The 25,992-nt window shown below is 65.0% G+C and carries 25 protein-coding genes, 2 tRNA genes and 2 pseudogenes; 11 read left to right on the plus strand and 18 right to left on the minus strand.

Annotated features, from left to right (window positions below):
* The first annotated feature begins 176 nt into the window (after positions 1–176).
* On the plus strand, positions 177–404 hold the full coding sequence (locus QC826_RS18725) for a hypothetical protein (protein WP_279761930.1): 228 nt from the start codon (positions 177–179) through the stop codon (positions 402–404).
* Here the strand turns inward: QC826_RS18725 and QC826_RS18730 are convergent.
* From QC826_RS18730 to QC826_RS18740, 3 genes are all read right to left on the minus strand, one after another.
* A complete protein-coding gene (locus tag QC826_RS18730) occupies positions 394–612 on the minus strand; it encodes a hypothetical protein (RefSeq protein ID WP_093390782.1) in 219 nt (72 codons plus the stop codon). The genes QC826_RS18725 and QC826_RS18730 overlap by 11 nt on opposite strands.
* A 123-nt stretch (positions 613–735) precedes the next feature.
* On the minus strand, positions 736–2,694 hold the full coding sequence (locus QC826_RS18735; RefSeq protein ID WP_279761931.1) for a TonB-dependent receptor plug domain-containing protein: 1,959 nt from the start codon (positions 2,692–2,694) through the stop codon (positions 736–738).
* Positions 2,695–2,697: 3 nt separating this feature from the next.
* Positions 2,698–3,438: a hypothetical protein gene (locus tag QC826_RS18740; protein WP_279761932.1), complete on the minus strand. Its 741-nt coding sequence runs from the start codon at positions 3,436–3,438 to the stop codon at positions 2,698–2,700.
* Between QC826_RS18740 and QC826_RS18745 the strand changes: the two genes are divergently transcribed.
* Complete coding sequence (locus QC826_RS18745; protein ID WP_279761933.1) at positions 3,425–3,769, plus strand: transporter substrate-binding domain-containing protein; 345 nt, start codon at positions 3,425–3,427, stop codon at positions 3,767–3,769. The genes QC826_RS18740 and QC826_RS18745 overlap by 14 nt on opposite strands.
* 102 nt (positions 3,770–3,871) lie before the next feature.
* Here the strand turns inward: QC826_RS18745 and QC826_RS18750 are convergent, their stop codons facing one another.
* From QC826_RS18750 to QC826_RS18775, 6 genes are all read right to left on the minus strand, one after another.
* The gene (locus tag QC826_RS18750; RefSeq protein ID WP_279761934.1) at positions 3,872–7,807 is read right to left on the minus strand and encodes a DUF748 domain-containing protein; all 3,936 of its coding nucleotides are present in this window, start codon (positions 7,805–7,807) and stop codon (positions 3,872–3,874) included.
* Positions 7,808–7,958: 151 nt separating this feature from the next.
* Positions 7,959–8,049, minus strand: a tRNA-Ser gene (locus QC826_RS18755).
* A gap of 353 nt (positions 8,050–8,402) precedes the next feature.
* A tRNA-Ser gene (locus QC826_RS18760) sits at positions 8,403–8,493 on the minus strand.
* A gap of 126 nt (positions 8,494–8,619) precedes the next feature.
* Positions 8,620–9,912 carry a serine--tRNA ligase gene (serS, locus tag QC826_RS18765; protein WP_093390992.1) on the minus strand — a complete coding sequence of 431 codons (1,293 nt, stop codon included), beginning with the start codon at positions 9,910–9,912 and terminating at the stop codon, positions 8,620–8,622.
* Between the two features lie 145 nt (positions 9,913–10,057).
* The gene (locus QC826_RS18770) at positions 10,058–10,270 is read right to left on the minus strand and encodes a hypothetical protein (protein ID WP_279761935.1); all 213 of its coding nucleotides are present in this window, start codon (positions 10,268–10,270) and stop codon (positions 10,058–10,060) included.
* 154 nt (positions 10,271–10,424) lie between these two features.
* The gene (locus QC826_RS18775; RefSeq protein WP_279761936.1) at positions 10,425–11,888 is read right to left on the minus strand and encodes a PLP-dependent aminotransferase family protein; all 1,464 of its coding nucleotides are present in this window, start codon (positions 11,886–11,888) and stop codon (positions 10,425–10,427) included.
* A gap of 177 nt (positions 11,889–12,065) precedes the next feature.
* Between QC826_RS18775 and QC826_RS18780 the strand changes: the two genes are divergently transcribed.
* Positions 12,066–12,437, plus strand: a complete 372-nt coding sequence (locus QC826_RS18780) for a DUF2917 domain-containing protein (RefSeq protein ID WP_279761937.1) — start codon at positions 12,066–12,068, stop codon at positions 12,435–12,437.
* On the opposite strand, the gene QC826_RS18785 is transcribed toward QC826_RS18780, so the two are convergent.
* Entirely contained in the window at positions 12,374–13,198 is an 825-nt protein-coding gene (locus QC826_RS18785) for an alpha/beta fold hydrolase (protein ID WP_279761938.1), read from the minus strand. The genes QC826_RS18780 and QC826_RS18785 overlap by 64 nt on opposite strands.
* Positions 13,199–13,357: 159 nt before the next feature.
* On the opposite strand from QC826_RS18785, the gene QC826_RS18790 reads away from it, so the two are divergent.
* The 4 genes from QC826_RS18790 (at position 13,358) to QC826_RS18805 (ending at position 15,428) form a co-directional block, all read left to right on the plus strand.
* Entirely contained in the window at positions 13,358–14,191 is an 834-nt protein-coding gene (locus QC826_RS18790; RefSeq protein ID WP_279761939.1) for a helix-turn-helix domain-containing protein, read from the plus strand.
* Between the two features lie 119 nt (positions 14,192–14,310).
* Positions 14,311–14,640, plus strand: coding sequence for an ArsR/SmtB family transcription factor (locus tag QC826_RS18795; RefSeq protein WP_279761940.1), 330 nt, complete (start codon positions 14,311–14,313; stop codon positions 14,638–14,640).
* Between the two features lie 11 nt (positions 14,641–14,651).
* Positions 14,652–14,909: a hypothetical protein gene (locus QC826_RS18800; protein ID WP_093390982.1), complete on the plus strand. Its 258-nt coding sequence runs from the start codon at positions 14,652–14,654 to the stop codon at positions 14,907–14,909.
* Positions 14,910–14,972: 63 nt separating this feature from the next.
* The gene (locus QC826_RS18805) at positions 14,973–15,428 is read left to right on the plus strand and encodes a hypothetical protein (RefSeq protein ID WP_279761941.1); all 456 of its coding nucleotides are present in this window, start codon (positions 14,973–14,975) and stop codon (positions 15,426–15,428) included.
* A gap of 235 nt (positions 15,429–15,663) precedes the next feature.
* Here QC826_RS18805 and QC826_RS18810 read toward each other — a convergent pair whose 3' ends face one another.
* From QC826_RS18810 to QC826_RS18830, 5 genes and pseudogenes are all read right to left on the minus strand, one after another.
* Positions 15,664–15,975, minus strand: coding sequence for a DNA-binding transcriptional regulator (locus QC826_RS18810; protein ID WP_279761942.1), 312 nt, complete (start codon positions 15,973–15,975; stop codon positions 15,664–15,666).
* A complete protein-coding gene (locus tag QC826_RS18815) occupies positions 15,968–16,339 on the minus strand; it encodes a type II toxin-antitoxin system RelE/ParE family toxin (RefSeq protein ID WP_279761943.1) in 372 nt (123 codons plus the stop codon). Before QC826_RS18815 ends, QC826_RS18810 begins: the two co-directional genes overlap by 8 nt.
* A 74-nt stretch (positions 16,340–16,413) precedes the next feature.
* A complete protein-coding gene (locus QC826_RS18820; protein WP_279761944.1) occupies positions 16,414–17,715 on the minus strand; it encodes a replication-associated recombination protein A in 1,302 nt (433 codons plus the stop codon).
* 89 nt (positions 17,716–17,804) lie between these two features.
* A pseudogene (lolA, locus tag QC826_RS18825) lies at positions 17,805–18,441 on the minus strand (outer membrane lipoprotein chaperone LolA).
* Positions 18,442–18,451: 10 nt separating this feature from the next.
* The gene (locus tag QC826_RS18830; RefSeq protein WP_093390958.1) at positions 18,452–20,815 is read right to left on the minus strand and encodes a DNA translocase FtsK; all 2,364 of its coding nucleotides are present in this window, start codon (positions 20,813–20,815) and stop codon (positions 18,452–18,454) included.
* Between the two features lie 294 nt (positions 20,816–21,109).
* Between QC826_RS18830 and trxB the strand changes: the two genes are divergently transcribed.
* The 3 genes and pseudogenes from trxB to QC826_RS18845 all read left to right on the plus strand — a co-directional run bounded on the left by trxB (position 21,110) and on the right by QC826_RS18845 (position 23,532).
* Positions 21,110–22,063, plus strand: a complete 954-nt coding sequence (gene trxB, locus QC826_RS18835; RefSeq protein WP_279761945.1) for a thioredoxin-disulfide reductase — start codon at positions 21,110–21,112, stop codon at positions 22,061–22,063.
* A 12-nt stretch (positions 22,064–22,075) separates the two neighbouring features.
* Positions 22,076–22,745: pseudogene (locus QC826_RS18840) on the plus strand (Smr/MutS family protein).
* Positions 22,746–22,914: 169 nt separating this feature from the next.
* Positions 22,915–23,532: a trimeric intracellular cation channel family protein gene (locus QC826_RS18845; protein WP_093390994.1), complete on the plus strand. Its 618-nt coding sequence runs from the start codon at positions 22,915–22,917 to the stop codon at positions 23,530–23,532.
* Positions 23,533–23,797: 265 nt separating this feature from the next.
* Here QC826_RS18845 and QC826_RS18850 read toward each other — a convergent pair whose 3' ends face one another.
* Positions 23,798–24,325 (minus strand): tetratricopeptide repeat protein, encoded by a 528-nt coding sequence (locus QC826_RS18850; RefSeq protein WP_279761947.1) that lies wholly within the window; start codon positions 24,323–24,325, stop codon positions 23,798–23,800.
* Between the two features lie 79 nt (positions 24,326–24,404).
* Positions 24,405–24,749, minus strand: a complete 345-nt coding sequence (locus tag QC826_RS18855; protein ID WP_279761948.1) for a hypothetical protein — start codon at positions 24,747–24,749, stop codon at positions 24,405–24,407.
* Positions 24,750–25,210: 461 nt separating this feature from the next.
* Here QC826_RS18855 and QC826_RS18860 point away from each other — a divergent pair, with 461 nt between their 5' ends.
* Positions 25,211–25,339 carry a hypothetical protein gene (locus QC826_RS18860; protein WP_279761949.1) on the plus strand — a complete coding sequence of 43 codons (129 nt, stop codon included), beginning with the start codon at positions 25,211–25,213 and terminating at the stop codon, positions 25,337–25,339.
* Between the two features lie 278 nt (positions 25,340–25,617).
* Here the strand turns inward: QC826_RS18860 and QC826_RS18865 are convergent, their stop codons facing one another.
* A complete protein-coding gene (locus tag QC826_RS18865) occupies positions 25,618–25,893 on the minus strand; it encodes a hypothetical protein (protein ID WP_279761950.1) in 276 nt (91 codons plus the stop codon).
* Between the last annotated feature and the right edge of the window lie 99 nt (positions 25,894–25,992).

Consider the following 25,992-nt stretch of genomic DNA (forward strand, 5'->3'; position numbering starts at 1 on the left):
CAGTGACCGTATTGTGACAGCCGACACAATTTCGAAAATATATATCCGCAAAGCAACACAGTGCGCAGCAAAACAATGTCGCTCCGTACACGGCCGATGGCAACAAGTGACGCGCGCCGTCCGTTTCGCCGAGCTGCTAGCATGCTCGGAACGACAATCGGCAATGCGAGGTCGACATGAAACCAGGCGAGCAGCCGGCCCAGGCGCCGGCGCCAGACAGGCGGCCGAGGCGGCCGCATAGGCGGCCAGGGCCGGCGGGCGGCCACTTCCTCGACGAGCCCGACATCGGCAGCGGCGAGAAGACCCCGGGCGAGCGCGACACCGAGGAGCAGATCCGCCGCATCCCGCCGCTGCCGCGGTCCGGCGCAGGCATGGACACGTGCGCGGCACCGCTCAGGTCTTGATCGGCGGCTTGGGCGGCTGCGGCTCCTCGATCGGCGCCTGCTCCGGCAACGGCATGTCGTCGGGCGGCGGCGCCTTGTCCGGTTGCGGCTTCGGCTGGTCCGGCTCCGGCGTGCTGTGGGCGCGCGGCGCGGCCGGCGGCACGCGGTTTGGCGGCGTCGCCGGCGCGTGCTGCGGATGGTGCGGATGGTGCGGATGAATACTCGGCATCGTGGTTCCTCCCGGTTCGGTGGCAAGCTTGCGGCGGCGGCGGCCGGAGTCCGGCCCGCCGCGCCGACACCACGCCAGCTTACCCGCATGCGCCGCCCGGCGGCGCGCCGCTGCGCCGGGCCGTCAGAAGCGCTTGCTCAGCCTGAGCAACACGCTGCGCTCGAAGACGCTGCTGGTGGCCTCGGCGCCGAACTCGTGGTGGCGCGCGTGCAACAGGTTCTGCCCCAGCAGGGCCAGGTCGAGGTCGGGCCGTAGCCGCCACAGCAACTGCGCGTCCATCTCGTAGTAGGCCGGCACGGCCGGACGCGGCAGCTTGCCGGTGTGGCGCAGGCTCAGGTCGAGCTGGCAATGCTCGGACAGCTCGTGCGAGGAGCGCAGGCTCCAATGCAGGTTCGGGTCGTTGGTGGCCAGGCCGGTGTCGCCGCTGGCGTCGTGGCTGCCGGGCTTGAGCCGGGTCGCGACGTGCTGCAGCACCAGGCCGCCGCTCAGGCGCCAGCTCGGCGCCGCCTGCCAGCGGCCCCAGGCCTCCAGCCCGCGCGAACGGCCTTCGCCCATGTTGCTGAACAGCGAGGAGGCGCCGGGGTGCGGCTCCAGCGTGCGCAGCTTGTCGTACTCGGCGACGTAGGCGGTGAGCGAGTACGACCATTGCGGACGCGGCTGGGCGCGGTAGCCCAGCTCCAGCACCTTGGCCACCTCGGAGGCGAACTGCGGCCCGCCGGCCAGGGCGTAGAACGGCTTGCCGGCGATGATCACCGGCTTGCCCGGCGCAAACAGGTCGCGGTCGATGCGCGAGGGCGCGCGCACGCTGCGGCTCAGGCTGGTCCACCAGAGCTGGCCGGCGGCCGGCGTCCAGGCCAGGCGCAGGTTGGGCAGCAGCTCGAGGCCGGTGTAGTTGTTGCGTTCGAGCTTCAGGCCGGCCGTCAGGCGCAGCGCCGGGCGCAGCGCCAGCTCGTCCTGGGCGAACAGGTTGGCCCAGCGCAGCGTGCTGTCGCCCGGCAGGAAGGCGAACAGCGGGCCGTTTTCCACCCTGTCCCGCGCTTGGCGGTAGCCGCCGCCCCAGGTGACGTTGTGGCCGCCGGCCAGGCGCAGACTGTGCTGCGCCTCCAGCGTCAGCGTGTCGAGCCGCTCGACGAAGGCGTTCGGCTGGTTGCGCTCGGTGTGGTCGAGGATGGCCTGCAGGCGCAGCTCGGCGCCGCCGTCCAGCTTGCGCCTCAGGCTGGCCTGCAGGTTGGCGCCGGAAACCAGGATGTCGACCGTGCGGGCCTGGCCCAGCGCGCCGTCGTAGGCGTCGCCGGACAGGGTCAGGGCGCCGGGCGCCAGCGCCCAGTCGGCGCGGAAGCCGCCCTGGACGCGCCGCCAGCCGGTCACCGTGTCGACGCCACGGGTGGTCTCGGTGGCGTCGGCGCGGGCGTACTTGGCGTAGACGCGGTAGCGGCCGTCGGCCGGCAGCGCGCCGCCGTAGCGCAGCGCGCCGTCCTGCTCGCGCCCGCCGGCGCTGGCGGCGAGCAGGCCGCCCTGGCTGTCGCCGGCCGGCCGGGTGATGACGTTGATGACGCCGTTGACGGCGTTGGCGCCCCAGATCGTCGCGCCCGGCCCGCTGATGACCTCGATGCGGGCGACGTCCTCCATCACCACGTCCTGCACGTCCCAGTACACGCCGGAGAACAGCGGCGAATACACGCTGCGGCCGTCGATCAGCATCAGCAGCTTGTTCTCGAACGGGCTGTTGAAGCCACGCGCGGTGATCGCGTAGTTGCGCGCGTCCACCCTGGCCACCTGCAGATTGGGCGCCAGCCGCAGCGCCTCGGGCAGCGTGCGCGCGCCGCTGCGGCGGATGTCCTCGGCGCTGATGACGAACACCGCCGCCGCCGCCTCGCCGAGCCGCTCCTCCTGGCGCGACAGCGAGGTGATGACGACCTCGCCGAGCTGCTCGATCGACATGTCGGCGAACTCGCCGCCGGCCGCCGCCGCGCCCGCCGGCGCGCTGGCGGCGGCGATGGCGGCGATGGCGCAGGCCAGCAACAGGGCCGGCAACGCGGGCCGGCGCGCACTGAACGGGAAGGCAATGTGGTCGCTGCGCATGGCTCACCTCGGACTTGCCGCCCTGTCGCGCGGCGTTGTGGGAAATCGCTGGAAGGCCTTGTCGTGGACAAGCTTGGCGCCGCGACGGCGCCAATGAACCCTGAAATTATAGCCAGCCCGGCGCCCCGCGCCACGTCCGATTGCGCATCCGTCGCGGCGCGTCCACAAGCCGGCATACGGCGATGGTCTTGCCGCCGGGCATCGGATATGATCGGACAGGCGCCACCGCAGCGCCCGCAGCGCCGCCACCACGTCGCGGCCGCCCCCCCTTCGATCGGAGACCCCATGCACACCAGTCACTCCTTGTTCCGCCATCTGCGCCACGGCGCCGGCGGCCTCGCCACCGCCGCCGCCCTGGCGCTGGCGGCCGCGCCGGCCGTCGCGGTCGAGACGCTGCCGGCCTACAACTCCTACCAGGCGGTGCCCTTCGTGGTCGAGGGCGGCGGCCTGGGCGCCGATCTGGTGGCCTATCTGAACGAGAAGCTCAAGGGCAAGTACGCCTTCCAGATCACCAACCTGTCGCGCGACAAACTCAACCAGACGCTGGACAAGGACGCCGCCTTCAAGGGCATCGTGCTGTTCCTCAATCCGCTGTTCGTCGACGACAAGGACAAGAAGAAATACCACTGGACGCCGGGGCTGATGAACGACGCCAACGCCGTCGTCTCGCTCAACAGCAAAAAGCTCGAGTACGTCGACACCGACTCGCTCAAGGCTGAAGTTCGCCGGCGTGCTGGGCAACAAGTACGCCGGCTTCGAGGACCGTTTCGGCAAGGACATCCAGCGCGAGAACGCCAACGAGGAGTTGTCCAATCTGCGCAAGGTGGCCTCCGGCAAGGCCGACGTGACGATCATGCCGATGTCGACCTACCGCTACCTGCTCAAGCAGCTCGGCGAACAAAGCCCGGTGCGCACCACGCTGTATTTGTCGAACAAGCCGCATGCCCGCTTCGAGCGCTACATCTTCTCGGCCAGCGGCGACGCGGCGCTGGCCGGCGAGCTCGACGCCGTGGTCGGCGCCATGCGCAACGATCCGGCCTGGAAGCGCGTCGCCGCCAAGTACGGCCTGGACTAGGCCGGCGGCCTAAGAACCACCCAAAGGCACCAAGCCAGGGGCAGACTCCCCGCCTTGGCGCCAGGGTCTGACCCTGGGTTTCCGCCGCTGGCTTGCCCCCCCCTACTTGGCCGACAAGCCCAGCTTGAGCGCGACCTGCTTGCCGGCCTCGGCGCCGACCGGCTCGGGCGCGCCGGCGCGCGCGCTGGCCGCGTCGACGCCGGCCTCGGCCAGCGCCGCGACGATGGCGGCGGCGCGCTGCGCGCCCAGCTTGGCCAGCGCGTCGGCCGGCAACACCTCGCTGGCCTCGAGCCGCTCGCGCAGCTTGCCGTAGAAGGCGGCGGGGTCGGCCACCTGCGGCTCGCCCTGGATCAGCTTGCCCATGCGCTGCCACACCGGCAGCTTGGCCGGCGCCTTGGCGGCGCCGCCCTGCTCGCCGGCCGGGACGGCGACGGCGGCGGCGGCCTCGGCCGCCTTCTTCTGCTTGTCCAGCTCGGCCGCGCCGAAGCGCTCCGCGTACAAGTCGCGCAGCGCGCCGCGCATGGCGCGCTCGCCCAGGTTGAGCGGACCGGCCGCCTCGCCCGCCTCGAGCTTGATGCCGGCCTTCGCCGTCGCCTTGCGGCGCAGCGCCTGTTCGCGCAGCGCGGCGCCGTCGACGGCCTCGCTGTACTGGCCCGGCACCGTCACCGACAGCTGGGCGCGCTTGGCGAGGATCTGCGCCACCTGCTTGAGCTTTTCGCGCTCGGGCGGCAGCAGGCGGGCGCTGCCGGCGTCGAAGTCGACCGCCTCGAGCTTGTCGCCGTTGATGCCGAGCAGCGCGCCGAGGGCGCGGAACGGCGCCGTGACCACCTTGCCGAGCACGTTGCCGACGGCCTTCCACACCAGCGCGCCGTAGCTGAACTGCGGATCGTTCAGGTTGCCCGCCACCGGCAGGCCGAGGTCGATGCGGCCGTCGCTGTCCTTGAGGATGGCCAGCGCCAGCTCGAGCGGCAGCTTGAGCGCGTCCGGGCTGTCGATGCGCTCGCCCAGGGTCATCTTGTCGAGCACGATGTGGTTGTTGCCCTCGAGCGCGCCGGCGCGCACCTTGTACTGCAGGTCGAGCGAGATCTTGCCCTCGGCGATCTTGTAGCCGGCGAACTTCATGCTGTACGGCGAGGCCGAGACCATGTCGACGTTCTTGAACACCACGTCCAGGTCGGTGTTGTCGGCCGGCACGAAGGGGTTCAGCTGGCCGCGCACGCGGGCCAGGCCGAACTCGTCGACGCGGCCGTCGAGCTCGATCTGGCTGCGCGCGTCGCGCCGCGTCGACAGGCCGTTGACGATGCCGTTGAGCTCGTAGATCTTGGCGCTGAACTGGGGCCGCAGGCTCAGGTCGGTGAAGTCGAGCTTGGCGTTCTGCAGGCGCAGGCGGCGCACGCGCACGGGGAAGCCGGCGTCGGCGTCGGGCGCGATGGCGGCCTGCGCGTTGGCGTTCCGCACCTTGGCGGCCGGCACCTTGGCGGTTTGTGCGCTGGCGCTCAGCGGGGTCGGCGCCGTGGCCACGGTCGGCGCCGGCGCGGCGGCCTTGCCCGTCGCGGCCGCCGAGGCGGATGCCGCCGCCGTGGCGGCCTCTTCGGGCGAGCGCACCAGCAGGCGCTGGGCGTTGAGGCTGCGGTCGTCCTCGATGATCAGTTTGGCGTTCGGCTCGACCACGCGCAGCTCGGGGATGTCGAGTGAATCGGGGCCGATGTTCAAGGTCAACTTGTCGGCGCGCACGGTCTTCCAGGCGGCGAACAGGTCGTTGTCCTGCTCGTTCAGGCGCAGGGCCGCCACCTCGAACATGCCGGCGTAGCGCAGCGTGGGATTCTTCGCCGTGCCGGCGCCACTGCTGCTCAGGTGCCCCTGTCCGTTGATGACGCCGCCGGCGATTTTCAGCTTGACGTGCTTGGCCAACAGCGGCTGCACCGGCGCCAGCGCCAGGCCCTTGAGCAGCAGGTCCGATTCCAGCGCGCCGGTGGCCGGCACGATCTTGCCCTGCCCCGTCATGTGGCCACCCTCGCGCAGGCCGACGGCGAGCTTGAACGGCAGCGCCTGCTTCAAGTCGTTGCTGACACCGTCGAGCTTGAGGTTGAAGTCCTGCAGATTGACCTTGATGCCGCTGCCCTGGTCGTCGTACAGCGCGCCGAACTTGCTCAGCTCGACGCTGCCGATCTTGCTGCTCCAGGGCGCGGCGCCTTCGCCCGCCGGCACCCCGGCGCCGGCCGCGTTTGCCGCGTTTGCCGCGTTTGCCGCGTTTGCCGCGTCCGCCATGCCGGCCTTGCCGGCCGCCGTTGCCGCGCTGGCGACCCGCGCCGTCTTCGCCTTCGCCGATACCGGCGACGCCGTGCCCGCTGGCACTGGCGCTGCGGACGACGCGCCGGCCTTCGGTAGCAGGCCCATGAACATGAACTGGCCCTTGCGGTCGCGCGTCAGATCCAATTGGCCGCCGTCGGCGTAGACGCGGTCGACGCTGAGCTGGCGTCCGGCCAGGTCGACCGTGCCGCCGGTGAAGCCCAGTTGCGCCAGCTTGAGCGGCACCTGCTTGCCGCTGACCATGCTCAGCTCGGCCAACGAGAAGGCGGCGTCGGCGACGCGCATTTTCAAGCCGGCGGCAGCCTGCTCGGCCTGCAAGGCCAGCTTCAACTGGATGTTGTCGGCGCTGACACGCAGCGGCGGATTGACGGTCTCGTCGACCAGACTCATCCCCAACTGCTCGACGGCCAGCTGTTTGAGCTGCACCTTCCAGTTGCCGGCGCTGCCGGCCGCCGGCTTGCCCGCCGGGGCCGCCGCCGCGAGGGCTGACGCGGACGACGCCGCCGATGCCGCGACGGCTGATGTGGATGACGCGGCCGAAGCGGATGACGCGGATGATGCAGCCATCGTCGTCGCTACCGCTGCTGTTGGCGCGGCGACAGTTGCCGCCGTTGCCGAAGCCGGGGTTTTAGTTGACGCGGGCGCCGCCACGGCACCAGGCGCTGGCGCGGCGATCATCAATTGCGCCAGGTCGAGCTCGCCCTTGGCGTTGCGGCGCGCCTCCAACTTGGCGCCGGCCAAACTAACGCCGCCTATCGTGACGGTGTGCGCGGCCAGGTCGGCGCCGACATCGCTGATGTCGAAGGCGTTGACGCTGGCGAAGGGCGCACCGGCCTTGTCGTTCACCAGCGCCAGCTCGCGCAGCGACAGACTGGCGCCGCTCAGGCTGGCGTCGAGCTTGCCGTCGGCGTAGGCGAAGCGGTACGGCAGCTTGGCCGACAGCTTGCCGCTGCTTACGCTGACGCGCGTGTAGGCCTTCAGGTAGGAGGCCAGGCCCGGCAGGGCCAGCTGGTCCAGCGTCAGCTCGCCGCCGCCGCCGATCGGGTTGAGCGCGGCCGTGCCGCGCCAGTGCAGCTTGCCGCCGTGGGTGGCGTCGGCGCTGAGCGTGTAGTCGCCGTTGCGGTCGGGCAGCGTGCTCAGATTGTTCAGCGCGAAATCGATGGGGGTGATGGTGTCGGCGTAGCCGGCGCGGCGGTCGCTCACCTCGACCTTGCCCTGCTCCAGCGCGAAGTGGCCGATGATCAGGCGCGGCATGCCGCTCGACGGCTCCTTTGGCCGGCGGTTCAGCGTGTCGAGCAACTGCGCGATGTTGAAGGTGCCGTCCGGCGCGATCGCCAGGTGCAGGCGAGGCGCGCCGACGCGCACCTCGGCCACGCTCCAGGCGCGGCGCACGATGGACGACCAATTCAGCTCGACGGCCAGCTTGCCGACCGCGAACAGCGGCGCGCCGTTGGCCTCGTCCAGGCGGAAGTCGTCGGCCTCCAGGCGCAGCGTGAAGGGGTTGAAGCGCACCGCGCCGATGCTGGCGTTGCGCTCCAGCTCGCTATGGGCGAACTTGGGCAGCTGGCTCTGCACCACTTGCGGCAGCAGCCAGAAGCCGCCCACCGTGTAGGTGGCCAGCGCGCCGGCCGCGCCGACCAGCCAGCGTTTGCGGCGCAGCAGCGGCGCCTTCAGTTTATTTGCGCCAACTGGCTGGGTTGCCGGGCCTGGCTTGTTGTTCGATTCCACCGATGATTCCTTCATTTGCGCCAAATAATTTGTTTCATAGGCAAGAGTATGCCTTCAGGCGGGCGAAACCGCAAAACCGGAGGGGAATGAGATGGGGATTTTTGAGGCGAAAATGAAAAAAGCTCCCTTGCGGGAGCTTTTTTGCATTTTCTGGCGGAAAGGGTGAGATTCGAACTCACGGTACACCAAAGATGTACACTGGATTTCGAGTCCAGCGCATTCGACCACTCTGCCACCTTTCCTAATACTACTGTCGCTTGCTGCTGCGAGAGCGAGATTATAGCAGGCTCTCAAAAAAACGGAAGGGCTAAACGATATAAACTTGAAAGCCTTTTTCACCATCCCAAACCAGCAACCATGGATTGGGCGCTACCATGAAAAAAGCTCCCTTGCGGGCTCCCCCTTGGGGCACCCCCTTGGGGAGCTTTTTTACTTTTTCTGGCGGAAAGGGTGAGATTCGCCTACATCTTGCAGGCCGCCCGCGCGCAAGTATGCGCAGCGTCTTCGAATCCCACGCGTAAGCCGCGCAGGCGGCTTACTCCTTTCCGCTGCGCAAATGAAAAAAGCTCCCTTCCGGGAGCTTTTTTGCATTTTCTGGCGGAAAGGGTGAGATTCGAACTCACGGTACACCAAAGATGTACACTGGATTTCGAGTCCAGCGCATTCGACCACTCTGCCACCTTTCCTTCTACTACTATCGCTTGCTGCTGCGAGGCAAAATTATAGCAGAGCGGAATAAAAATGGAAGGGCAAAATCTTAAAAATATTTGCCCGACGTGTTTTTCACCGCCCCGCCCGCATCCAACCCGCCGTTAGGCCGGCGTCAGATGGGTCAAACCACCCATGTACGGACGCAGCACGGCGGGAATCTCGACGCTGCCGTCGGCCTGCTGGTAGTTCTCCAGCACGGCCACCAGCGTGCGGCCGACGGCCAGGCCGGAACCGTTCAGCGTGTGCAGCAGCTCGGGCTTGCCCTGGGCGTTGCGGAAGCGCGCCTGCATGCGGCGCGACTGGAACGATTCGCAGTTCGACAGCGAGGAGATCTCGCGGTAGGTGTTCTGCGCCGGCAACCAGACTTCCAGGTCGAAGGTCTTGGTGGCGCCGAAACCCATGTCGCCGGTGCACAGCGCCATCACGCGGTACGGCAGGCCGAGGCGCTGCAAAATGGTTTCGGCATGGCCGACCATCTCGTCGAGCACCGCGTACGATTGCTCGGGATGCACCACCTGCACCATCTCGACCTTGTCGAACTGGTGCTGGCGGATCATGCCGCGCGTGTCGCGGCCGTAGCTGCCCGCCTCCGAGCGGAAGCACGGCGTGTGCGCCGTCATCTTCAGCGGCAGCGATTCGGCCGGCAGGATCTCGTCGCGCACGATGTTGGTCAGCGACACTTCGGACGTCGGGATCAGGTAGAAGGTCTCGCCCTCGCCCTCGGCACCGCCCTTCTTGACCGAGAACAGGTCGGCTTCGAACTTGGGCAGCTGGCCGGTGCCGCGCAGCGAGTCGGCGTTGACCATGTAGGGGGTGTAGCACTCGGTGTAGCCGTGCTCGTCGGTGTGGGTGTTCAACATGAACTGCGCCAGCGCGCGGTGCATGCGGGCGATGCCGCCCTTCATCACGGAGAAACGCGAGCCGGTCAATTTGGTGGCGACGTCGAAGTCCAGCCCCAGCGCGGCGCCGACGTCAACGTGGTCCTTGACCTCGAAGTCGAAGCTGCGCGGCGCGCCGACCTTGCGCACTTCCACGTTGCCGCTCTCGTCGCTGCCGACCGGAACCGACTCGTGCGGCAGGTTCGGGATAGCCTGCATGAAGTCGCCCAGCTTGGCCTGCACCTCGGACAGCGCGGTCTCGTTGGCCTTGAGCTCATCGCCCAGGCCCGACACTTCCGCCATCACGGCCGAGGTGTCCTCGCCCTTGCCCTTCATCATGCCGATCTGCTTGGACAGCGAGTTGCGCTTGCCCTGCAGCTCTTCGGTGCGCGTCTGGATCGCCTTGCGCTCCGCCTCGAGGGCGTTGAAACCTGCCACGTCGAGCTGGAACTTGCGTGTCGCCAGGCGCGCGGCGACGTTGTCGATGTCTTTACGGAGAAGTTGGATGTCTATCATGGGGGAACAAGAGCCGTTGTATCGAAAACGTCAATTGTACCAAGTCATGACCACTTCCCAATGAGTTTTGCGCAATGGACCACATGCGGGTCGACTGTTGCGGCGCTCTCCAGCGCGGGCGCTACGGTAAGGCTGAGCGCAAGGCTTAAATCAGGGCGGCCTTCTCGGCGGCGCTCAGGCGCTTGGCGCTGACGGTGATGACCTGCATCTTGCTGTCGGCGGCGGCGACCATGGCGGCCTGCGGCACGCTGGCGGCGGCCACTTCGATGACCGGGGTGCTGGCGGTGGCGTAGGTGGCGACGGTGGTCAGGAAGGCGGCGGCGACGAAGACTGCTTCCATGTTTTTGAGGATGTTCATGAGGTGCTCCTTGAGGTTGTGAACCAATGGCTGCTTGGCATGGTTGTACTGTACCTAAAGGCCCTATGCCCCGCCATCGGGATGCGACGAAGCGGCAAAAACGCGGGATGAACTGCAAAAGAACGGCGCCGGCGGCACCTTCGGGCTTGGCGAATCAGGCGCGCCGCAGCAACCCGCCGGCCGGTGCGGCGCACAGCGCCACCTGCTCGTGCACCAACCGCCCCAGGCGGGCGATGGCACGTTCGATCTCGGCCGTCCACGGGTTGGCGCAGTTCAGGCGCAGGCAGTTGACGTGCTTGCCCGAGGCGGAGAACAACTGCCCCGGCATGAAGGCGATGCCCTCGGCGATGGCGCGCTGGTGCAGCGCCAGCGCGTCGACCTGCGCCGGCATCTGCACCCACAGCACAAAGCCGCCCTGCGGCGCCGACACCGAGCACTCCTCGGGGAAGGCGGCGCAGACGGCGTCGGCCATGCGGGCGATGCGCTGGGCCAGCGCGCGGCGCATCTTGCGCACCTGGATGTCGTAGCTGCTGCCGGTCAAAAAGTCGGCCAGCACGGCCTGGAAGAAGTGGCTGGTGGCGCCGCTCGACACCATCTTCAACACCGCCACCTCCTGCGCGTAGCGGCCGGCCAGCACATAGCCGACCCGCGCCGCCGGCGTCACCGCCTTGGAGAACGACGAGCACAGCAGCACGTTGCCGCCCGTGTCGTAGGCCTTGACCGGCCACGGCCGCTGCGCCGTGAAGCACAGGTCGCCGTAGATGTCGTCCTCGATCAGCGGGATGGCGTGGCGCGCCAGCAGGCCGGCCAGGCGCTTCTTGTTCTCCTCCGGCATGATGCAGCCGAGCGGGTTGCTGGCGTTGGGCACCAGCATGCAGGCCTGCACCAGGCCGGCCTGCATGGCCAGCTCCAGCGCGTCTATCGACGGCCCGGTCTTCGGGTCGGTGGGGATCTCCAGCGCCTTCATGCCCAGGCTCTCGATCAGCTGCAGCAGCACGAAATAGGTGGCCGACTCGATGGCGATGGTGTCGCCCGGCTTGGCCACGGCGCGCAGGCACAGGCTCATCGCCTCCGAGCAGGAGCCGGTGACGACGATCTCGGCCGGGTCGATGCGGCTCCAGTCCAGCGCGCGGCGGGTGATCTGGCGCACGAAGTCGGGCTCGTTGGTCTGGTAGCAGCTGACCCGCGACAACAGCAGCGGCGCGCGCCGCGCCACCGCCGCCACCGTCTTCTGCACCCGCTTGATCGGCAGCAGCTCGTCGGGTGGCCAGGCCGAGCCCAGCTGTACCAAGGCGGACTCCTCGTTGGCCTTGAGCACCCGCATCAGCAGGTTGTTGATGCCGATGTAGGCCGGCTCGCGCAAGGGGCCGGCGTCGGCCACCGCCGCCAGCGCGCGGGCGCGGTGGCGCACGTAGTAGCCGGCCTGCGGCCGCGCCTCGACCAGGCCGCGATCCTCCAGCAGGCGCAGCGCCTGCATCACGGTGCTGACCGACAGGCGCTTTTGCCGCGCCAGGTGGCGGATCGACGGCAGCCGGTCGCCCGGCGCGAAGACGCGGCCGGCGATCAGGCCGGCCAGCTCGTTGGCCAGCTGCTCGTATAAATTCAAAGTGGAGGACATGGACGTATTGTGGCCCGGACCCGGCCGCGCGCCATAGGCACAGCGGGCTGCAATTTCGACCAGCACAGTTTAGCCGAAGTGCGATTGTGCCGATAACAATTTCGTTTTATTGCATCTGTCGCCGATTGTTACGGCTGGCTATTCTGGAGCCATGTTCGAACCGCCGAGGAGGCCGCAATGAAACCGGAACTGATCGCAGTAAGCAAGGGCCTGGCCGAGTACCGGCTGTCGGAGAACGCGCCGCTACGGCTGAGCAAAGCGCCCGGCCACCGCATCGAATGCCTGTCCGGCACCGCCTGGATCACCGTGCAGGGCCAGAGCGCCGACTTCATCCTGCGCGCCGGCCAGAGCTTCGACATTCCCGGCGACGGCCTGACCTTGATCGACGCCGTCGGCGCCGGCCGCGTGCGGATACGCCTGCCGGCGCCAACGGCAATCGGCTGGGCGGCGCGGCTGGCCGCCCGGCTACAGCACAGCCTGCACGGTCAAGCCGCTGCCGCTGCCCCGGCAACCGCCGCCGAGGCGTCCAGCCACGCCAGCACAGTGTGATTGAACTCCTGCGGCTGCTCCAGCATCACCCAATGGCCGGTCTTGAACGCCGCCACTTGGCTCGATGGCTGGGCGGCCAGCCACTCGGTCCACTGCTTCGAGTGAAAGTGGAAAGGCTTGCGCGTACCGTAGATATATAGCATCGGACAGCTGGGCACGAACTCCGTCCGATTGCCCTTGCCGCCGTAGCCGCCCGTCCACACCAGATAGTAGGGGAAGTTCATCGCCGAGCTGATGTACTGCTTCGGCGACGGCGCGCGCAGCACCTTGAGCATGAACTTGGTCAAGCCGTCGCCGATGGCGCCGCCAATCTTCCACGCCGCCGCCAGCGTCAGTTGATACCACGCCACCATCAGCTTGGCGCCCAGGGTCAGCGACTTCACGTGGGCCCGCGACTGCGCGTCGCCGATCTCGACGCCGACGATGCGCGACACCAGTTGCGGATGGCGCATATAGAACTGGTAGCCGAACACGCAACCCCAGTCGTGCAGCATCAGCGTCACCTTGCGGCCGGGGCTGACCTGGTTGACGATCTTCTCGATAATGGCCAGCGTCTCGTCCAGCGAGTAGGCGCGGCGCGGCCGGGCGATGTCGAAGCCCGGCAGGGTGAAGCGCACGCAGCGATAGCGCCCCTTCAACGCCGCCACTTGGCCGTCCCAGACGCGCCAGGTGTCCGGCCAACCGTGCAGCATGACGATGGTGTCCTGGCCCTCGCCCTCGATCCGGACGTCGATGCCTTCGATCTGCAATTGCTGCTCCATGGGGTGTCCTTAAGGTTGCTTGGCCTGGGCTGCGGGCGGGAAAGTGATTGAATGGGTAGATAAATATATATCAATCACATTGTTGCCGCGACCACGACATGGAATCAATGACCTGGCAGGTCATGGCCTTGCCACACAGCGGCCTGTAGAATCGGCGCCATGGACCATTCCGCCACGCGCCCGCCCTCCCCCGCCCACATCGGCACCCTGCTGCGCGAATGGCGCGCGGCGCGGCGCATGAGCCAGCTCGACCTGGCGCTGGAGGCCGGCATGTCGGCCCGCCACCTCAGCTGCGTCGAGACGGGCAAGGCGCAGGCCAGCCGCGACACCATCGGCCGCCTGGCCGATACCCTGGCCATGCCGCTGCGCGAGCGCAACGCGCTGATGTTGGCTGCCGGCTACGCGCCCAGCCACCCAGAGACGGCGCTGGCCCAGCCCGAGCTGGCGCAGATCCGCCAAGCGATCGACTGCATCCTGCGCCAGCAGGAGCCCTACCCGGCCATCCTGCTCAACCGCCACTGGGACGTGCAGACCACCAACCGCGCCGCCGCCCGGGTCAACCGCTTCCTGCTCGGCGAGCGCGCCGGCCGCCAGCGCAACATGCTGCGGCAGATGTTCGACCCGCAGGACTTGCGCTCGGCCATCGTCAACTGGGAGGAGGTGGCCGGCAACCTGATCCGCCACATGCACCGCGTGGTGGCCGGCGCGCCCACCGACCTGGTGGCCCGCGCCCTGCTCGACGAGGTGCTGGCCTACCCCGGCGTGCCGGCCGGCTGGCGCGTGCGCCAGCTCGACAGCGCGCCGCAGCCGCTGCAAACCACCATTTTGCAACGCGACGGCCGGCAGTTGCGCTTCTTCTCCACCATCACCACCTTCGGCACCCCGCGCGACGTCACGCTGGACGAGTTGCACATCGAATGCTGCTTCCCGATGGACGAGGAGACGGCCGAACTGTGCCGCGAACTGGCGCGGCAGGACCAAGCGCCGGATTGAACCGGCAATCGCAGCGGCGCCGACTTCCCGCGCCACTCCCCCGCACCACAACCCACCGGCATCGAATTAGTTGAAGAGTATCGTTTGACTTCGTATCACGTGTCAGCTATTCTTTACACGTGAATACGAAAACACTACAACCCAACGGAGATCAACTGCTGGCCATCCTGGCGGCACTCTCCAACCCACACCGCCTGCGGATCATCGCGGCGCTGCAGGCCGGCGGGCGCAACTACGTCAGCCAGCTGGCGCGGGAACTGGGCATCAGCCGTCCCTTGCTGCATCTGCACCTGCAGAAGCTGGAAGGAGCGGGCCTGGTCACCAGCCAGCTGGAGCTGTCCTCGGACGGCAAAGCGCTCAACTACTTTGAAGTAAGCGGATTCGACTTTGCACTCACGCCGGCAGCCATTGCCGAAGCGGTGAAAACCCTGACCAACAACCCTGAATAGTAGAGACCATCATGTCCGAAAACGTCTTCTTTGCGGCCTTCTTCTTCCCCGCCGCCGCTGCGGTGATCATCTTCTTCATGAAATACGTGTCCGCCATCCTGCAGGCGCGCGTGCGTCTGGGCCAGGACGAGGCCTACCGCGCCGTCGCCACCCAAGCGGCGGCGGCCCAGGCGCAGACGGTGGCGGCGCTGGCGTCGGTCAGCGCCACGCTGGCCGAACTGCAAACCCGCATGGGCGCGCTCGAAAAAATCCTCAAGGAAGTCGAGTAAACAAGCAGTCGTCCGAACCGCAGCACAACCAAGCAAGACATCCCACCTCAAGGAGATATCATCATGTATGAAGTTTCGTCGTTTCGCCTGTATTTGCTGCGCGCCATGTACCTGCTGGTCGTTGTCGGACTAGGCATCGTCCTGTGGCCCGACATCATCCACCACAGCAAGCCGTGGGGGCTGATGGGAGGCACGGTCATCTGTATGCTGGCCGCCTTCTCGATCATGTGCGCCCTGGGGCTGCGCTACCCCTTGCAGATGCTGCCCGTGCTGTTGTGGGAAATTGTTTGGAAAACAATGTGGCTGGGCATCGTCGCGCTGCCGCAATGGCTGTCCGGCCATGTCGACCCGGCGGTCCAGGGGCAGGTGTTCGACTGCGCCTTTGTGGTGTTGGTCTACATCGCCGTGCCGTGGCGCTACGTGTGGTCGCACTACGTGCTCAAGCAAGGTGACCGCTGGACCATCGGCTCGTCCCGCGCGGCGAACGCAGGCCCGAAAAGCTCGATGAAGCCGGCTTAGTCCACCGAAAAAAATCGCACCGACAAGCGCGGCTGGGGCAGGCAAACGCTGGGGTCACAAACGCCGGGGTCAGGTCCGACATTCGGACACGGCCTCAGCATTGGGTTACTCAGCATGGTTCATGAATTTACTACAGCACAGTTCGTGTCCGAATGTCGGACCTGACCCCGACCACATTTCGGATTATTAGGGACGGTGGGAGTAGACATGATCGAATTGTATGCTCTCGCCGGGGTTACGCAAGGATATCCAGCCCCTTGCGATCCGCGAGATTCAGCAACTTCAACGATGTGCCGCTCGGGCGCATTTGTCCTAGCTCCCACTTCCGTACGGTCGAGATGCTGGTGTTGAGGTAGGCCGCAAACACCGCCTGACTCGCCTTAAAGCGCAGTCGAAGGCTCTTGATTTCCGACGCGCTATAACTCTGCAATGGCGTCAAACACAGGGCATCGAACTCACGCATAGTTGCGTCGTCCATGGTGCCGGCAGCATGCAAACCTTTTGCTGTGCCATGCAATACGTCCAACAAGCTCTCGTGCTTACTCATTTGCCACCTCGATTAGCTCCTGCGCTTGAACTGCCAGGTTCAATGCCTTCCGATCATACCCCAGCAAGTGGGCCGCCATTTCCTTTAGGGCCCGCAATTCCTTGTTGTCGATGTTGTCGCGCCGATTTTTGGCAAATCCATACAGAAAGAATGCTTTATCGTGGACTTTGAATGCGAGAATTGTGCGAGCTCCGCCGCTTTTCCCCCGCCCACCTACTCCGATGCGCTTCTTAACGACGTGGCCGCCCAAATTCGCATCGATCAATCCTTGCTCCATTTCCGCGACGGCTTGGCATAGCACGGACTCAGACAGACCTTCTTTTTCAGCCCAACGCGCAAACCATTTTGTCAGAAAAATTTGCATGTTGGCCTAAGTGCTTAAATTGTAGCACCTGCGATTGCAGTCATAACCGCTGAGAAAATCATTCCGCACACACCCTACTTCCCAGCATCCTCATCCAGCTTGCGCAGGAAGGCCAGTTTGTCGACGATCTTGCTCTCCAAGCCGCGCGGGACCGGCCGGTACCAGCCCGGCTCGCGCATGTCGTCGGGGAAGTAGGTCTCGCCGGCGGCGTAGGCGTGCGGTTCGTCGTGGGCGTAGCGGTACTCGTGGCCGTAGCCCAGCTCCTTCATCAGCTTGGTCGGCGCGTTGCGCAGATGCACCGGCACCTCGCGCGATTTGTCCTTCTTCACGAACGCCATCGCCTGGTTGAAGGCGTTGTAGCCGGCGTTGCTCTTCGCCGCCACGGCCAGGTAGATCACCGCCTGGCCCAGCGCCAGCTCTCCTTCGGGCGAGCCGAGCCGCTCGAAGGTCTCGGCGGCGTCATTGGCCAGCTGGATCGCGCGCGGGTCGGCCAGGCCGATGTCCTCCCAGGCCATGCGCACGATGCGGCGCGACAAATACTTGGGGTCGGCGCCGCCGTCTATCATGCGGCAGAACCAGTACAGCGCGGCGTCCGGATTCGAACCGCGCACCGACTTGTGCAGGGCCGAAATCTGGTCGTAGAAGTTGTCGCCGCCCTTGTCGAAGCGGCGCGCGTTGAGCGTCAGCGCGTTCTGGATGAACTCGGCGGTGATGGCGTTGGTGTGCGCCGCGTTGGCCGCCGTGCTGGCCTGCTCCAGCAGGTTGAGCAGCCGCCGGGCGTCGCCGTCGGCGTAGCCGACCAGCGTGTCGATGGCGGCCTCGTCGATGACCAGATGGGCCAGCACCGTCTCGCGCGCCTTGGCCACCAGTTGCTTGAGCTCGTCCTCGTTGAGCGATTGCAGCACGTACACCTGGGCGCGCGACAGCAGCGCCGAGTTGACCTCGAAGGACGGGTTCTCCGTGGTGGCGCCGATCAGCGTCACCAGCCCCGACTCGGCGTAGGGCAGCAGCGCGTCCTGCTGCGCCTTGTTGAAGCGGTGGATCTCGTCGATGAACAGGATGGTGTGCTTGCCCATCGCCAAATTCTGCTCGGCTTGCTCCATCGCGGCGCGGATGTCCTTGACGCCGGAAAACACCGCCGACAGCGCGATGAAGGCGCAGTCGAAGGCGTTGGCGGTGAGCCGCGCCAAGGTGGTCTTGCCCACGCCCGGCGGTCCCCACAGGATCATCGAGTGCGGCCGGCCGGACTCGAAGGCCAGCCGGAGCGGCCGGCCCGGGCCGAGCAACTGGCTCTGACCGATCACCTCGTCGAGCGTCTTGGGCCGCAGCGCCTCGGCCAGGGGCTGCCGTGGTTCGTTGGAAAATAGGTCAGCCATGCGGATGGGTCGATTCGTTTGCTGTCGCCACAACGGGAAAAACGCCGCGCCACCGGGCAGCGGCGTTTTTCACCAAATCAGGCGGGTGGTTAATTGTTGAAGACGTCGGCGCCCTTCGGCATGACGAATTTGAAGGCGTTGGCGCCGAGCGCCGGATTCTTTTCGAACTTCTTGAAGGCCAGCACGGACACCTGGCCGAAGCTGTCCTTCAGTTCCATCGCCTCGGGCAGGCCGTTGCGCAGGCCAATGGAGATCTGCTCGAAGCTGGTGTCCTTGGCCTTGGGCGTCGCCTTGAGCCATTCCAGGCCTTCCTTGGTGCCGCCCTCGGCCAGCGTGAAGTTCTTCTCCAGGTCGTTGCTGCCAAACAGGATCGCCGCCGGCGACGAGCCCAGCGCGTCGCCCAGCTTCTTCACGGTGACCTGGTTCAGGTTCCTTGTCGTAGATGTAGAGCTGCTCGCCGTCGGCCTGCAGCAGCTGGTCGTACGGTTTCACGTAGGTCCAGATGAACTTGCCGGGACGGGCGAAGACGAAGGTGCCGCTGGAGTTGCTGGCCGGCTTGGCGGTGCTGCCGCCGTCCATGTTTTTGATCTGCCGCTGGCTGAACTCGCCCTTGGCCGACTTGGTGCTGGCGACGAAGGACTTGAACTGCTCCAGCGCGCTGGCCTGGGCCGCACCGGCCAGCAGCAGGCCGCCGGCCAGGACGAATATCGCTTTGAAACGTTGCATACTGTTTTCCTTATTGTTCTGCGCTTGCGCTGGCCGCCGGCACCAGGATGTCGCGGTTGCCGTTCGACTGCATCGGCGAAACGACGCCGCTGTTTTCCATCTGTTCCAACAGACGGGCGGCGCGATTGTAGCCGATGCGCAAATGGCGCTGCACCAGCGAGATCGAGGCGCGGCGGTTCTTCAACACCACCTGCACCGCCTGGTCGTACATCGGGTCGGCCTCGCCGCCCGCCTCGCCGGCCTCGCCGCCGGCCGCGCCGCCCTCGCCTTCGAGCGTGCCGCCCTCGAGGATGCCGTCAATATAGTTCGGCTCGCCCGTGGTCTTCAAGTGCTTGACCACGCGGTGCACCTCCTCGTCCGAGACGAAGGCGCCGTGCACCCGCACCGGCAGGCCGGTGCCCGGCGGCATGTACAGCATGTCGCCCATGCCCAGCAGCGCCTCGGCGCCCATCTGGTCGAGAATGGTGCGCGAGTCGATCTTCGACGACACCTGGAAGGCGATACGGGTCGGGATGTTGGCCTTGATCAGGCCGGTGATCACATCCACAGATGGGCGCTGCGTCGCCAGAATCAAGTGCAGGCCGGCGGCGCGCGCCTTTTGCGCGATACGGGCGATCAATTCCTCGACCTTTTTGCCGACCACCATCATCAGGTCGGCCAGCTCGTCGATGATGATGACGATGGTCGGCAGCTTGTCGAGCGGCTCGGGCGAGTCCGGCGTCAGGCTGAACGGATTCGGGATGTGCTCCTCGCGCTTGGCCGCCTCGGCGATCTTGGCGTTGTAGCCGGCCAGGTTACGCACGCCCAGCTTGGACATCAGCTTGTAGCGCCGCTCCATCTCGTTGACCGCCCAGTTCAACGCGTGGCCGGCCTGGCGCATGTCGGTGACGACCGGCGCCAGCAGGTGGGGAATGCCCTCGTAGACCGACATCTCCAGCATCTTCGGATCGATCAGGATCAGCCGCACGTCGGCCGGGTCGGACTTGTACAGCAGCGACAAAATGGTCGCGTTGATGCCGACCGACTTGCCCGAGCCGGTGGTGCCGGCCACCAGCAGGTGGGGCATCTTGGCCAAGTCGGCGACGACGGCCTTGCCGGCGATGTCCTTGCCCAGCGCCACCGTCAGCGGCGAAGCGTTGTCGTTGTAGACCTTGGAGCCGACGATCTCGCTCAGGCGCACGATCTGCCGCTTCGGATTGGGCAGCTCGAGCGCCATGCAGTTCTTGCCGGGAATGGTTTCGACCACGCGGATCGAGGTGAGCGACAGCGAGCGCGCCAAATCGCGCGCCAGGCCGACGATCTGGCTGCCCTTGACGCCGGTGGCCGGCTCGATCTCGTAGCGCGTCACCACCGGGCCGGGATAGGCCGCCACCACCTTGGCCTCGACGCCGAAGTCGGACAGTTTCTTCTCGATCAGGCGGCTGGTGAATTCCAGCGTCTCGATCGACACGGTCTCCTGCACGGCGGCCGGCTCGTCCAACAACGACAATGGCGGCAGCTGGCTGTCGCCGCTCAAGTCCTGGAACAGGCTGGCCTGCTTCTCCTTCTCGACCCGCTCGGACTTGACCACCGCGACGATCTGCGGCTCGATCTTGACCGGCGCCGCCACCACGTGCTTCTCGACGTGCTTGGCGCGCTCGATGACGACGACTTCCTCGCGCTTGACGGCGGCCACCTCGCCCTGGCGGCGGTCCTCGCGGTACTGGTAGCGCTGGATGAACCAGTCGATCGCCGTCTCGATGCCACCACCAATGCGCTCGGCCACGGCCAGCCAGGAGACCTGGAAGAACAGGCTGAAGCCCAGACCGAACAGCAGCAACAGCAGCAAGGTGGCGCCGGTGAAGCCGAAGGCGACATCGGCCGAGTGGCCGACCAGCTGGCCCAGCACGCCGCCCGGCGCGCGCGGCAGCTGCACCTTGAGCGAATACATGCGCAGGAACTCCAGCCCAACGCTGCCGATGAACAGCAGCACGAAGCCGACGATGCGGATCAGGTTCTCGTGTTGGTGCTCTTCTTCCTCTTCCTGCGCCAGGAGGAACTTGCGGGTCAGCCGGCGGTAGCCGTTCCAGACGATGCGCAGCAGGCACAAGCACCACCACCAGGCGGAAAAGCCGAAGATGAACAGCAACAAATCGGACAGCCAGGCGCCGGCGCGGCCGCCCAGATTGTGTACCTTGGGCACCACATTGGCGTGCGACCAGCCCGGATCGCCCTTCGAATAGCTGAGCAAAATCAGCACGAAGTACAGGCCGAGCGCGGCCAGCGCGAACCAGCGCGCTTCCGACAGAAGGCGCACCAGCCGGTTGGGCAAGGGTTGTCGCTCTGTCACGTTGCGGGTATAGCTGTTGGCTGCTGCGGGGCTGGGTTTCGTCATACGCTCTGGAATTGTGCTGCTTGGATCATGTACAAATGGGTAAAAATAGGTGCGCCACTGCGGCTCGGCTGAGCTTCAACTCCGCTTCAACCGCAATGTTGTCGGGTAAGAAATACCCACATACGGTTATTCTAAGGCATAGCGGGCAAAACAGCCCTCTTGATTCAACCGCCTAGCCGGCTTGGACTATAATCCTGCATTGCTTGCACGATTGCAATGCGCGGCACGCCGCCTTGCACTCTGCGCCCAAGCCCCCAACTCTGGACCACTCCACTTTTTCTGAAGAAGCCCTCCATGACGACTACCAAACACGCCCGCGTTCTGATCCTTGGCTCCGGCCCCGCCGGCTACAGCGCCGCCGTCTACGCCGCGCGCGCCAACCTCAAACCGATGCTGGTGACCGGCGTCGAACAAGGCGGCCAACTGATGACCACCACCGACGTGGAAAACTGGCCGGCCGATCCGATGGGCGTGCAAGTGCCCGAGCTGATGCAGCGTTTCCTGCAACACGCCGAGCGTTTCAACACCGACATCGTGTTCGACCACATCCACACCGCCAAGCTGAGCGAAAAACCGATCCGCCTGATCGGCGACAGCCATGAATACACCTGCGACACGCTGATCATCTCGACCGGCGCCTCGGCCCAGTACCTCGGCCTGCCGTCCGAGCAAACCTTCATGGGCAAGGGCGTGTCGGCCTGCGCCACCTGCGACGGCTTCTTCTACCGCAACCAGGAAGTGGCCGTGGTCGGCGGCGGCAACACCGCCGTCGAAGAGGCGCTGTACCTGTCGAACATCGCCAACAAGGTCACCCTGATCCACCGCCGCGACAAGTTCCGCGCCGAGGCCATCCTGATCGACCGCCTCAACGCCAAGGTCGCCGAAGGCAAGATCGTGCTGAAGTACAACCACACGCTGGACGAAGTGGTCGGCAACGACAGCGGCGTCACCGGCGTCAAGATCAAGTCGACCACCGACGGCGCCGTCACCGAGCTGACCGTGCACGGCCTGTTCGTGGCCATCGGCCACAAGCCCAACACCGGCATCTTCGAGGGCCAGCTGGACATGCACAACGGCTACATCAAGACCCGCACCGGCACCGAAGGCATGGCCACCGCCACCAACGTGCCGGGCGTGTTCGCCGCCGGCGACGTGCAGGACCACATCTACCGCCAGGCCATCACCAGCGCCGGCACCGGCTGCATGGCCGCGCTGGACGCCCAGCGCTTCCTCGAAGCGCAGGAATAAGCGGACCGCGCGATGGGATTGAAAGACTTCGCCGACCTGAAGTCCTTGGCCAAGCAGCTCAAGGAACAGGCCGACGTGCGCGCCGTGGCCAAGGCCGAGCGCGAAAAGCGCGACAAGGTGCAGGCGGTCGAGGCCAACCTGTTCCAGTCCAGCGTGGGCGGCGTCAAGCGCATGCCCGAGCAGAACCGCTTCGTGCCGAGCCTGCCCAAGGCCGGCGCCGCGCCGGCCGCGCCGACCCGGCCGCGCACCCAGGAGGAGGACGACCAGGCGGTGCTGCGCGAGTCGCTGTCCGACCTGTTCGAGGTCGACCACTACATGGAGGAAGACCCGGCGCTGAACTACGCCGCGCCCGGCGTCGGCCCCGATGTGGTGCGCAAGATGCGCAAGGGCCACTGGCCGATCCAGGACGACCTGGACCTGCACGGCCTGCGCCGCGACGAGGCGCGCGACGGCCTCGGCGAGTTCCTGCGCCGCGCCGCGCTGCGCAACTACCGCTGCGTGCGCGTAATCCACGGCAAGGGCTTCGGCTCGAAGAGCCAGGAGCCGGTGCTCAAGTCGATGGTGCACAGCTGGCTGGTGCAAAAAAGAGGAAGTGGTGGCCTTCTGCGTCGCCCGTCCGTCCGACGGCGGCGAAGGCGCGCTGGTGGTGCTGCTGCGCGCCGCGCTGCTGCCGCAACGCTAGCCTGCGGCGGATGCCAGGGTCAGACCCTAGGGTCTGACCCTCAAATTTCGCCTTGCCCCGCCCGAGCGAGGCGGCACTTCCAACCCAGCAACAAAACCACCCCCGCTGGCAGCTGCCTCATGTTAACCTATGGCATTAACAACCTTGCCAAGTCCCAAACATGAAGCACATGCCGCACGTCTCCCTGATCACCATCATTGAAATCGTGGCGATCCTGGTGGGCGCGTTCTCCGGCTTCATCGAAGCGCGCCGCAAGCGCATGGACCTGGTCGGCGTGTTCACCGTGGCCTTCATCACCGCCTTCGGCGGCGGCACCCTGCGCGACATCCTGCTCGACAAGCGCCCGCTGTTCTGGGTCCAGCACCAGGAATACGCGATCTTGATCTTCGTGCTGGCCCTGATCGCCTCGCCCTTGATCCGCACCCTGCGCCAAATCGTCTCCGAACGCCTGATCGTCGTCGCCGACGCCATCGGCCTGGGCCTGTTCGCCGTGGCCGGCGTGTCGCAGGCGCAGGCGGCGCACATGCCGGTGTTCATCGCCTCGATGATGGGGGTAATCACCGGCATCTTCGGCGGCGTGCTGCGCGACATCGTCTGCAACGAGGTGCCGATGGTCTTCCGCGACGGCAAGCCCTACGCCATCTGCGCCTTCTTCGGCTGCTGGCTCTACATCCTGCTGATGAAGACCGACGTGCCGGACGACTTCGCGCTGTGGGCCAGCGCCACCTTCATCACCCTGCTGCGCCTGCTCACCTGGAAGTTCGACATGCGCATCGGCCGCTCCTGAGCCCGACGGTTCAGTGAGTATTCGCATCTAAGCCGCCACCCGTTCTCGTAAAACGCAAGCACTGCAAAATTATAGAGCGCAATCAGGCACGCGATATCAGCACGAGCGGCGGAGCTATCACAGCACGTTGAGAATATGTTTTTCGAACTTCCGCTTTCGCCCCAAGCGGAAGTTCAACGTTCAAGATAACTGGTTGCCGAAACGCGCAGCGCAAAGTTTTTCCGATGATTTTGTAGAAAAATCGTATTTCACATGAGGGCGCCGGTTATTTCTTACTCGTCCGGCCTTCGATCTGGTCGAGCTTATTGAGATTTTCGCGAGCAATCGCGATACCCTTCGATGCCGCCCGTTCCCACAGAATTCTTGCCCTAGCAAAGTCCTGTTTCACCCCAAGCCCTTGTGCGAATAGAAGGCCTAGACTTTGCTCGGCAACAGGGTTTCCCTGCGCCGCAGCTTTTTCGTACCATGCAGCGGCTTGCAAGTAGTTCTGGGTTATTCCGACACCACTTTCAAGGGCGGCTCCAACAAAGTTTTGGGCACCAGCATGTCCGGTTTCGGCAAACGGTATCGCTGCGCGTACGGCCGCTTGCTCGTCTTTAGGTACTCCCCGTCCCAAAAACTGAGCGGTAGCAATGCCAAGTTGACTATCAGCATCTCCTGTACGGCGCCATTCGGCAACGGCTTCAGTGTATCGCCCCTCCCTGAAGAGTTGCATACCTCGCGCCGCATCGGCTAAAGCGTAATTTGTAGAGGTCAGTAGGACGATCGTGATCGAAATTAGACGTTTAATCATTTGGAACTTGGAGTGAAAGGGTTCGTAAGGTTCAAGGACTAGATCCAGCCAAACCGAGCTTGTCGGCGGGAGTGCACAGTTATGCAGACCCTGTCATTTTTGCATAGATGAAAATGGTCAAGAACAGGCCAATAATTGCTGCTGAAATTACTAGAATTGAGACTAGCCCCTTCTTCCATCCAGGAAGAGCTTCCCAATTTTTCGCAGCTTCGATAAGTGGCACCCCTCCAAAAATCTCGACAGCACCAGTCAACGCATAGGCGCCAAGCAAAATGCAGAGCGTCATTCCGCCAGGAACGTTGACCCACCACATCACAGCTCCAATAGATGACAAGGGCAATGCAATTAAGAGTTTCTTCTTGGCGGGGCCTTGTGAAAGCGGTGGTTTGGAACTATCGGTGTAATTAGTTGAAAAATCGGTCATCGAGTCCTCGGAACTGGGTAGGCATAATGTGCAGACTTAATGGTAGCGCCAAGCGTCTGCAGGAATAAAGTGTTTCTTCTTGTTGGACACCGATCAACTTCTTCACCGTCGGCTTCTGGCCGAAGCCAGCCAACGGCGTTCAGTATCGGTATAGCAGCTTGCTTTTCTGCAAAACTTACGCATTCTCACTTCCAGCGGAAGCCGCCCCTTAGCAGAAAATTCGCGAACGGCTACGGCCTCACCTTGGGCTGGGTGCTTCAAATCAGAAATTGGTCTATTCCAGTCTATTTGAAGCTATCCGGGGCGAATTCAGTCTGAAATTCGTGGGCGCTTGTCGATAACGGTCTATAAATTCACAGGGCAAGTCTAATATGGTCCCGTTCCCCGATGCGAAAATCTAAAACGAACTAAATTTCCATTGCTCAGTCAAATTTTTAGATCCATATCGGAAGGATTGAATCATGGAATACCAACCGAAGCAAGCTGTCGACTTGCCCACATGCGACTTCCTGGAACTGGAATTCCATTTGATGGATACACGTCCCGGTGTGAAGCCTGAAGGCTTTGTGACGGAACTCGTGCAACGCTGACTGGCGGTTGAAACGGAGCGACTCGCGCTACGCAAGAACGGCACGGCTATGCGCGGCTTTCAAAGGAAGAATGTCTTCCTGCCCGATGGCACCAGCCTACGAACCAGCTATCGCGAAAGAATACCCCGCCCCAGGCCTCGGGCGTATGTTCGCCAATCCATACGTTTAGCCGTTTGGAGCACACCGAACGCGGGCTCCTGGCCGACACCGCTCGTAGCCCGTACATTGGGTGGTGCCAATGTGCCATCATGCAGCCGCCTCCAAGGATGAAGCCGCCCCTAATGCCCGTGAGTTCGCTGCTTATGGGGCTCTGCGGTAGCTGGTTTGGACTCTATCGGTGGGCGGCGAACCACGACCACTGATTCGTCCGGCTCGAACCAGAATTCTCCGTGGCTTTCGAGATGGCCTGTAATCAGTTGAATCAGTCCATCCACCGAATTGACCTGGGTGATAGCTTCCCAAGCGTAGGTCGGGTGTTTTCCAGTGCCAAGTCCGTTGTAAAACATATCGCCGATCATGGCGTGGTCAGCGGCTACAGTGATCCTAGTTGTCATGCCAATTCACTCCTAAACCGTCCGCAGCCAGTTTGCGGCCCTTGCGTAGATCATGCTCCCCTCCGATCATTCCCGCTACAATATTTCGATCCCTTTGGC

This window comes from Rugamonas sp. DEMB1 (genome assembly GCF_029834475.1).
GTDB lineage: Bacteria > Pseudomonadota > Gammaproteobacteria > Burkholderiales > Burkholderiaceae_D > Rugamonas > Rugamonas rubra.

Excerpts from the sequence above, each read along its gene's own strand:
- QC826_RS18725 (WP_279761930.1), top strand. The coding sequence starts at position 177 with ATGAAACCAGGCGAGCAGCCGGCCCAGGCGCCGGCGCCAGACAGGCGG.
- QC826_RS18730 (WP_093390782.1), bottom strand. The coding sequence starts at position 612 with ATGCCGAGTATTCATCCGCACCATCCGCACCATCCGCAGCACGCGCCG.
- QC826_RS18735 (WP_279761931.1), bottom strand. The coding sequence starts at position 2,694 with ATGCGCAGCGACCACATTGCCTTCCCGTTCAGTGCGCGCCGGCCCGCG.
- serS (WP_093390992.1), bottom strand. The coding sequence starts at position 9,912 with ATGATAGACATCCAACTTCTCCGTAAAGACATCGACAACGTCGCCGCG.
- QC826_RS18770 (WP_279761935.1), bottom strand. The coding sequence starts at position 10,270 with ATGAACATCCTCAAAAACATGGAAGCAGTCTTCGTCGCCGCCGCCTTC.
- QC826_RS18775 (WP_279761936.1), bottom strand. The coding sequence starts at position 11,888 with ATGTCCTCCACTTTGAATTTATACGAGCAGCTGGCCAACGAGCTGGCC.
- QC826_RS18780 (WP_279761937.1), top strand. The coding sequence starts at position 12,066 with ATGAAACCGGAACTGATCGCAGTAAGCAAGGGCCTGGCCGAGTACCGG.
- QC826_RS18785 (WP_279761938.1), bottom strand. The coding sequence starts at position 13,198 with ATGGAGCAGCAATTGCAGATCGAAGGCATCGACGTCCGGATCGAGGGC.
- QC826_RS18790 (WP_279761939.1), top strand. The coding sequence starts at position 13,358 with ATGGACCATTCCGCCACGCGCCCGCCCTCCCCCGCCCACATCGGCACC.
- QC826_RS18800 (WP_093390982.1), top strand. The coding sequence starts at position 14,652 with ATGTCCGAAAACGTCTTCTTTGCGGCCTTCTTCTTCCCCGCCGCCGCT.
- QC826_RS18805 (WP_279761941.1), top strand. The coding sequence starts at position 14,973 with ATGTATGAAGTTTCGTCGTTTCGCCTGTATTTGCTGCGCGCCATGTAC.
- QC826_RS18810 (WP_279761942.1), bottom strand. The coding sequence starts at position 15,975 with ATGAGTAAGCACGAGAGCTTGTTGGACGTATTGCATGGCACAGCAAAA.
- QC826_RS18815 (WP_279761943.1), bottom strand. The coding sequence starts at position 16,339 with ATGCAAATTTTTCTGACAAAATGGTTTGCGCGTTGGGCTGAAAAAGAA.
- QC826_RS18820 (WP_279761944.1), bottom strand. The coding sequence starts at position 17,715 with ATGGCTGACCTATTTTCCAACGAACCACGGCAGCCCCTGGCCGAGGCG.
- QC826_RS18830 (WP_093390958.1), bottom strand. The coding sequence starts at position 20,815 with ATGACGAAACCCAGCCCCGCAGCAGCCAACAGCTATACCCGCAACGTG.
- trxB (WP_279761945.1), top strand. The coding sequence starts at position 21,110 with ATGACGACTACCAAACACGCCCGCGTTCTGATCCTTGGCTCCGGCCCC.
- QC826_RS18845 (WP_093390994.1), top strand. The coding sequence starts at position 22,915 with ATGCCGCACGTCTCCCTGATCACCATCATTGAAATCGTGGCGATCCTG.
- QC826_RS18850 (WP_279761947.1), bottom strand. The coding sequence starts at position 24,325 with ATGATTAAACGTCTAATTTCGATCACGATCGTCCTACTGACCTCTACA.
- QC826_RS18855 (WP_279761948.1), bottom strand. The coding sequence starts at position 24,749 with ATGACCGATTTTTCAACTAATTACACCGATAGTTCCAAACCACCGCTT.
- QC826_RS18860 (WP_279761949.1), top strand. The coding sequence starts at position 25,211 with ATGGAATACCAACCGAAGCAAGCTGTCGACTTGCCCACATGCGACTTC.
- QC826_RS18865 (WP_279761950.1), bottom strand. The coding sequence starts at position 25,893 with ATGACAACTAGGATCACTGTAGCCGCTGACCACGCCATGATCGGCGAT.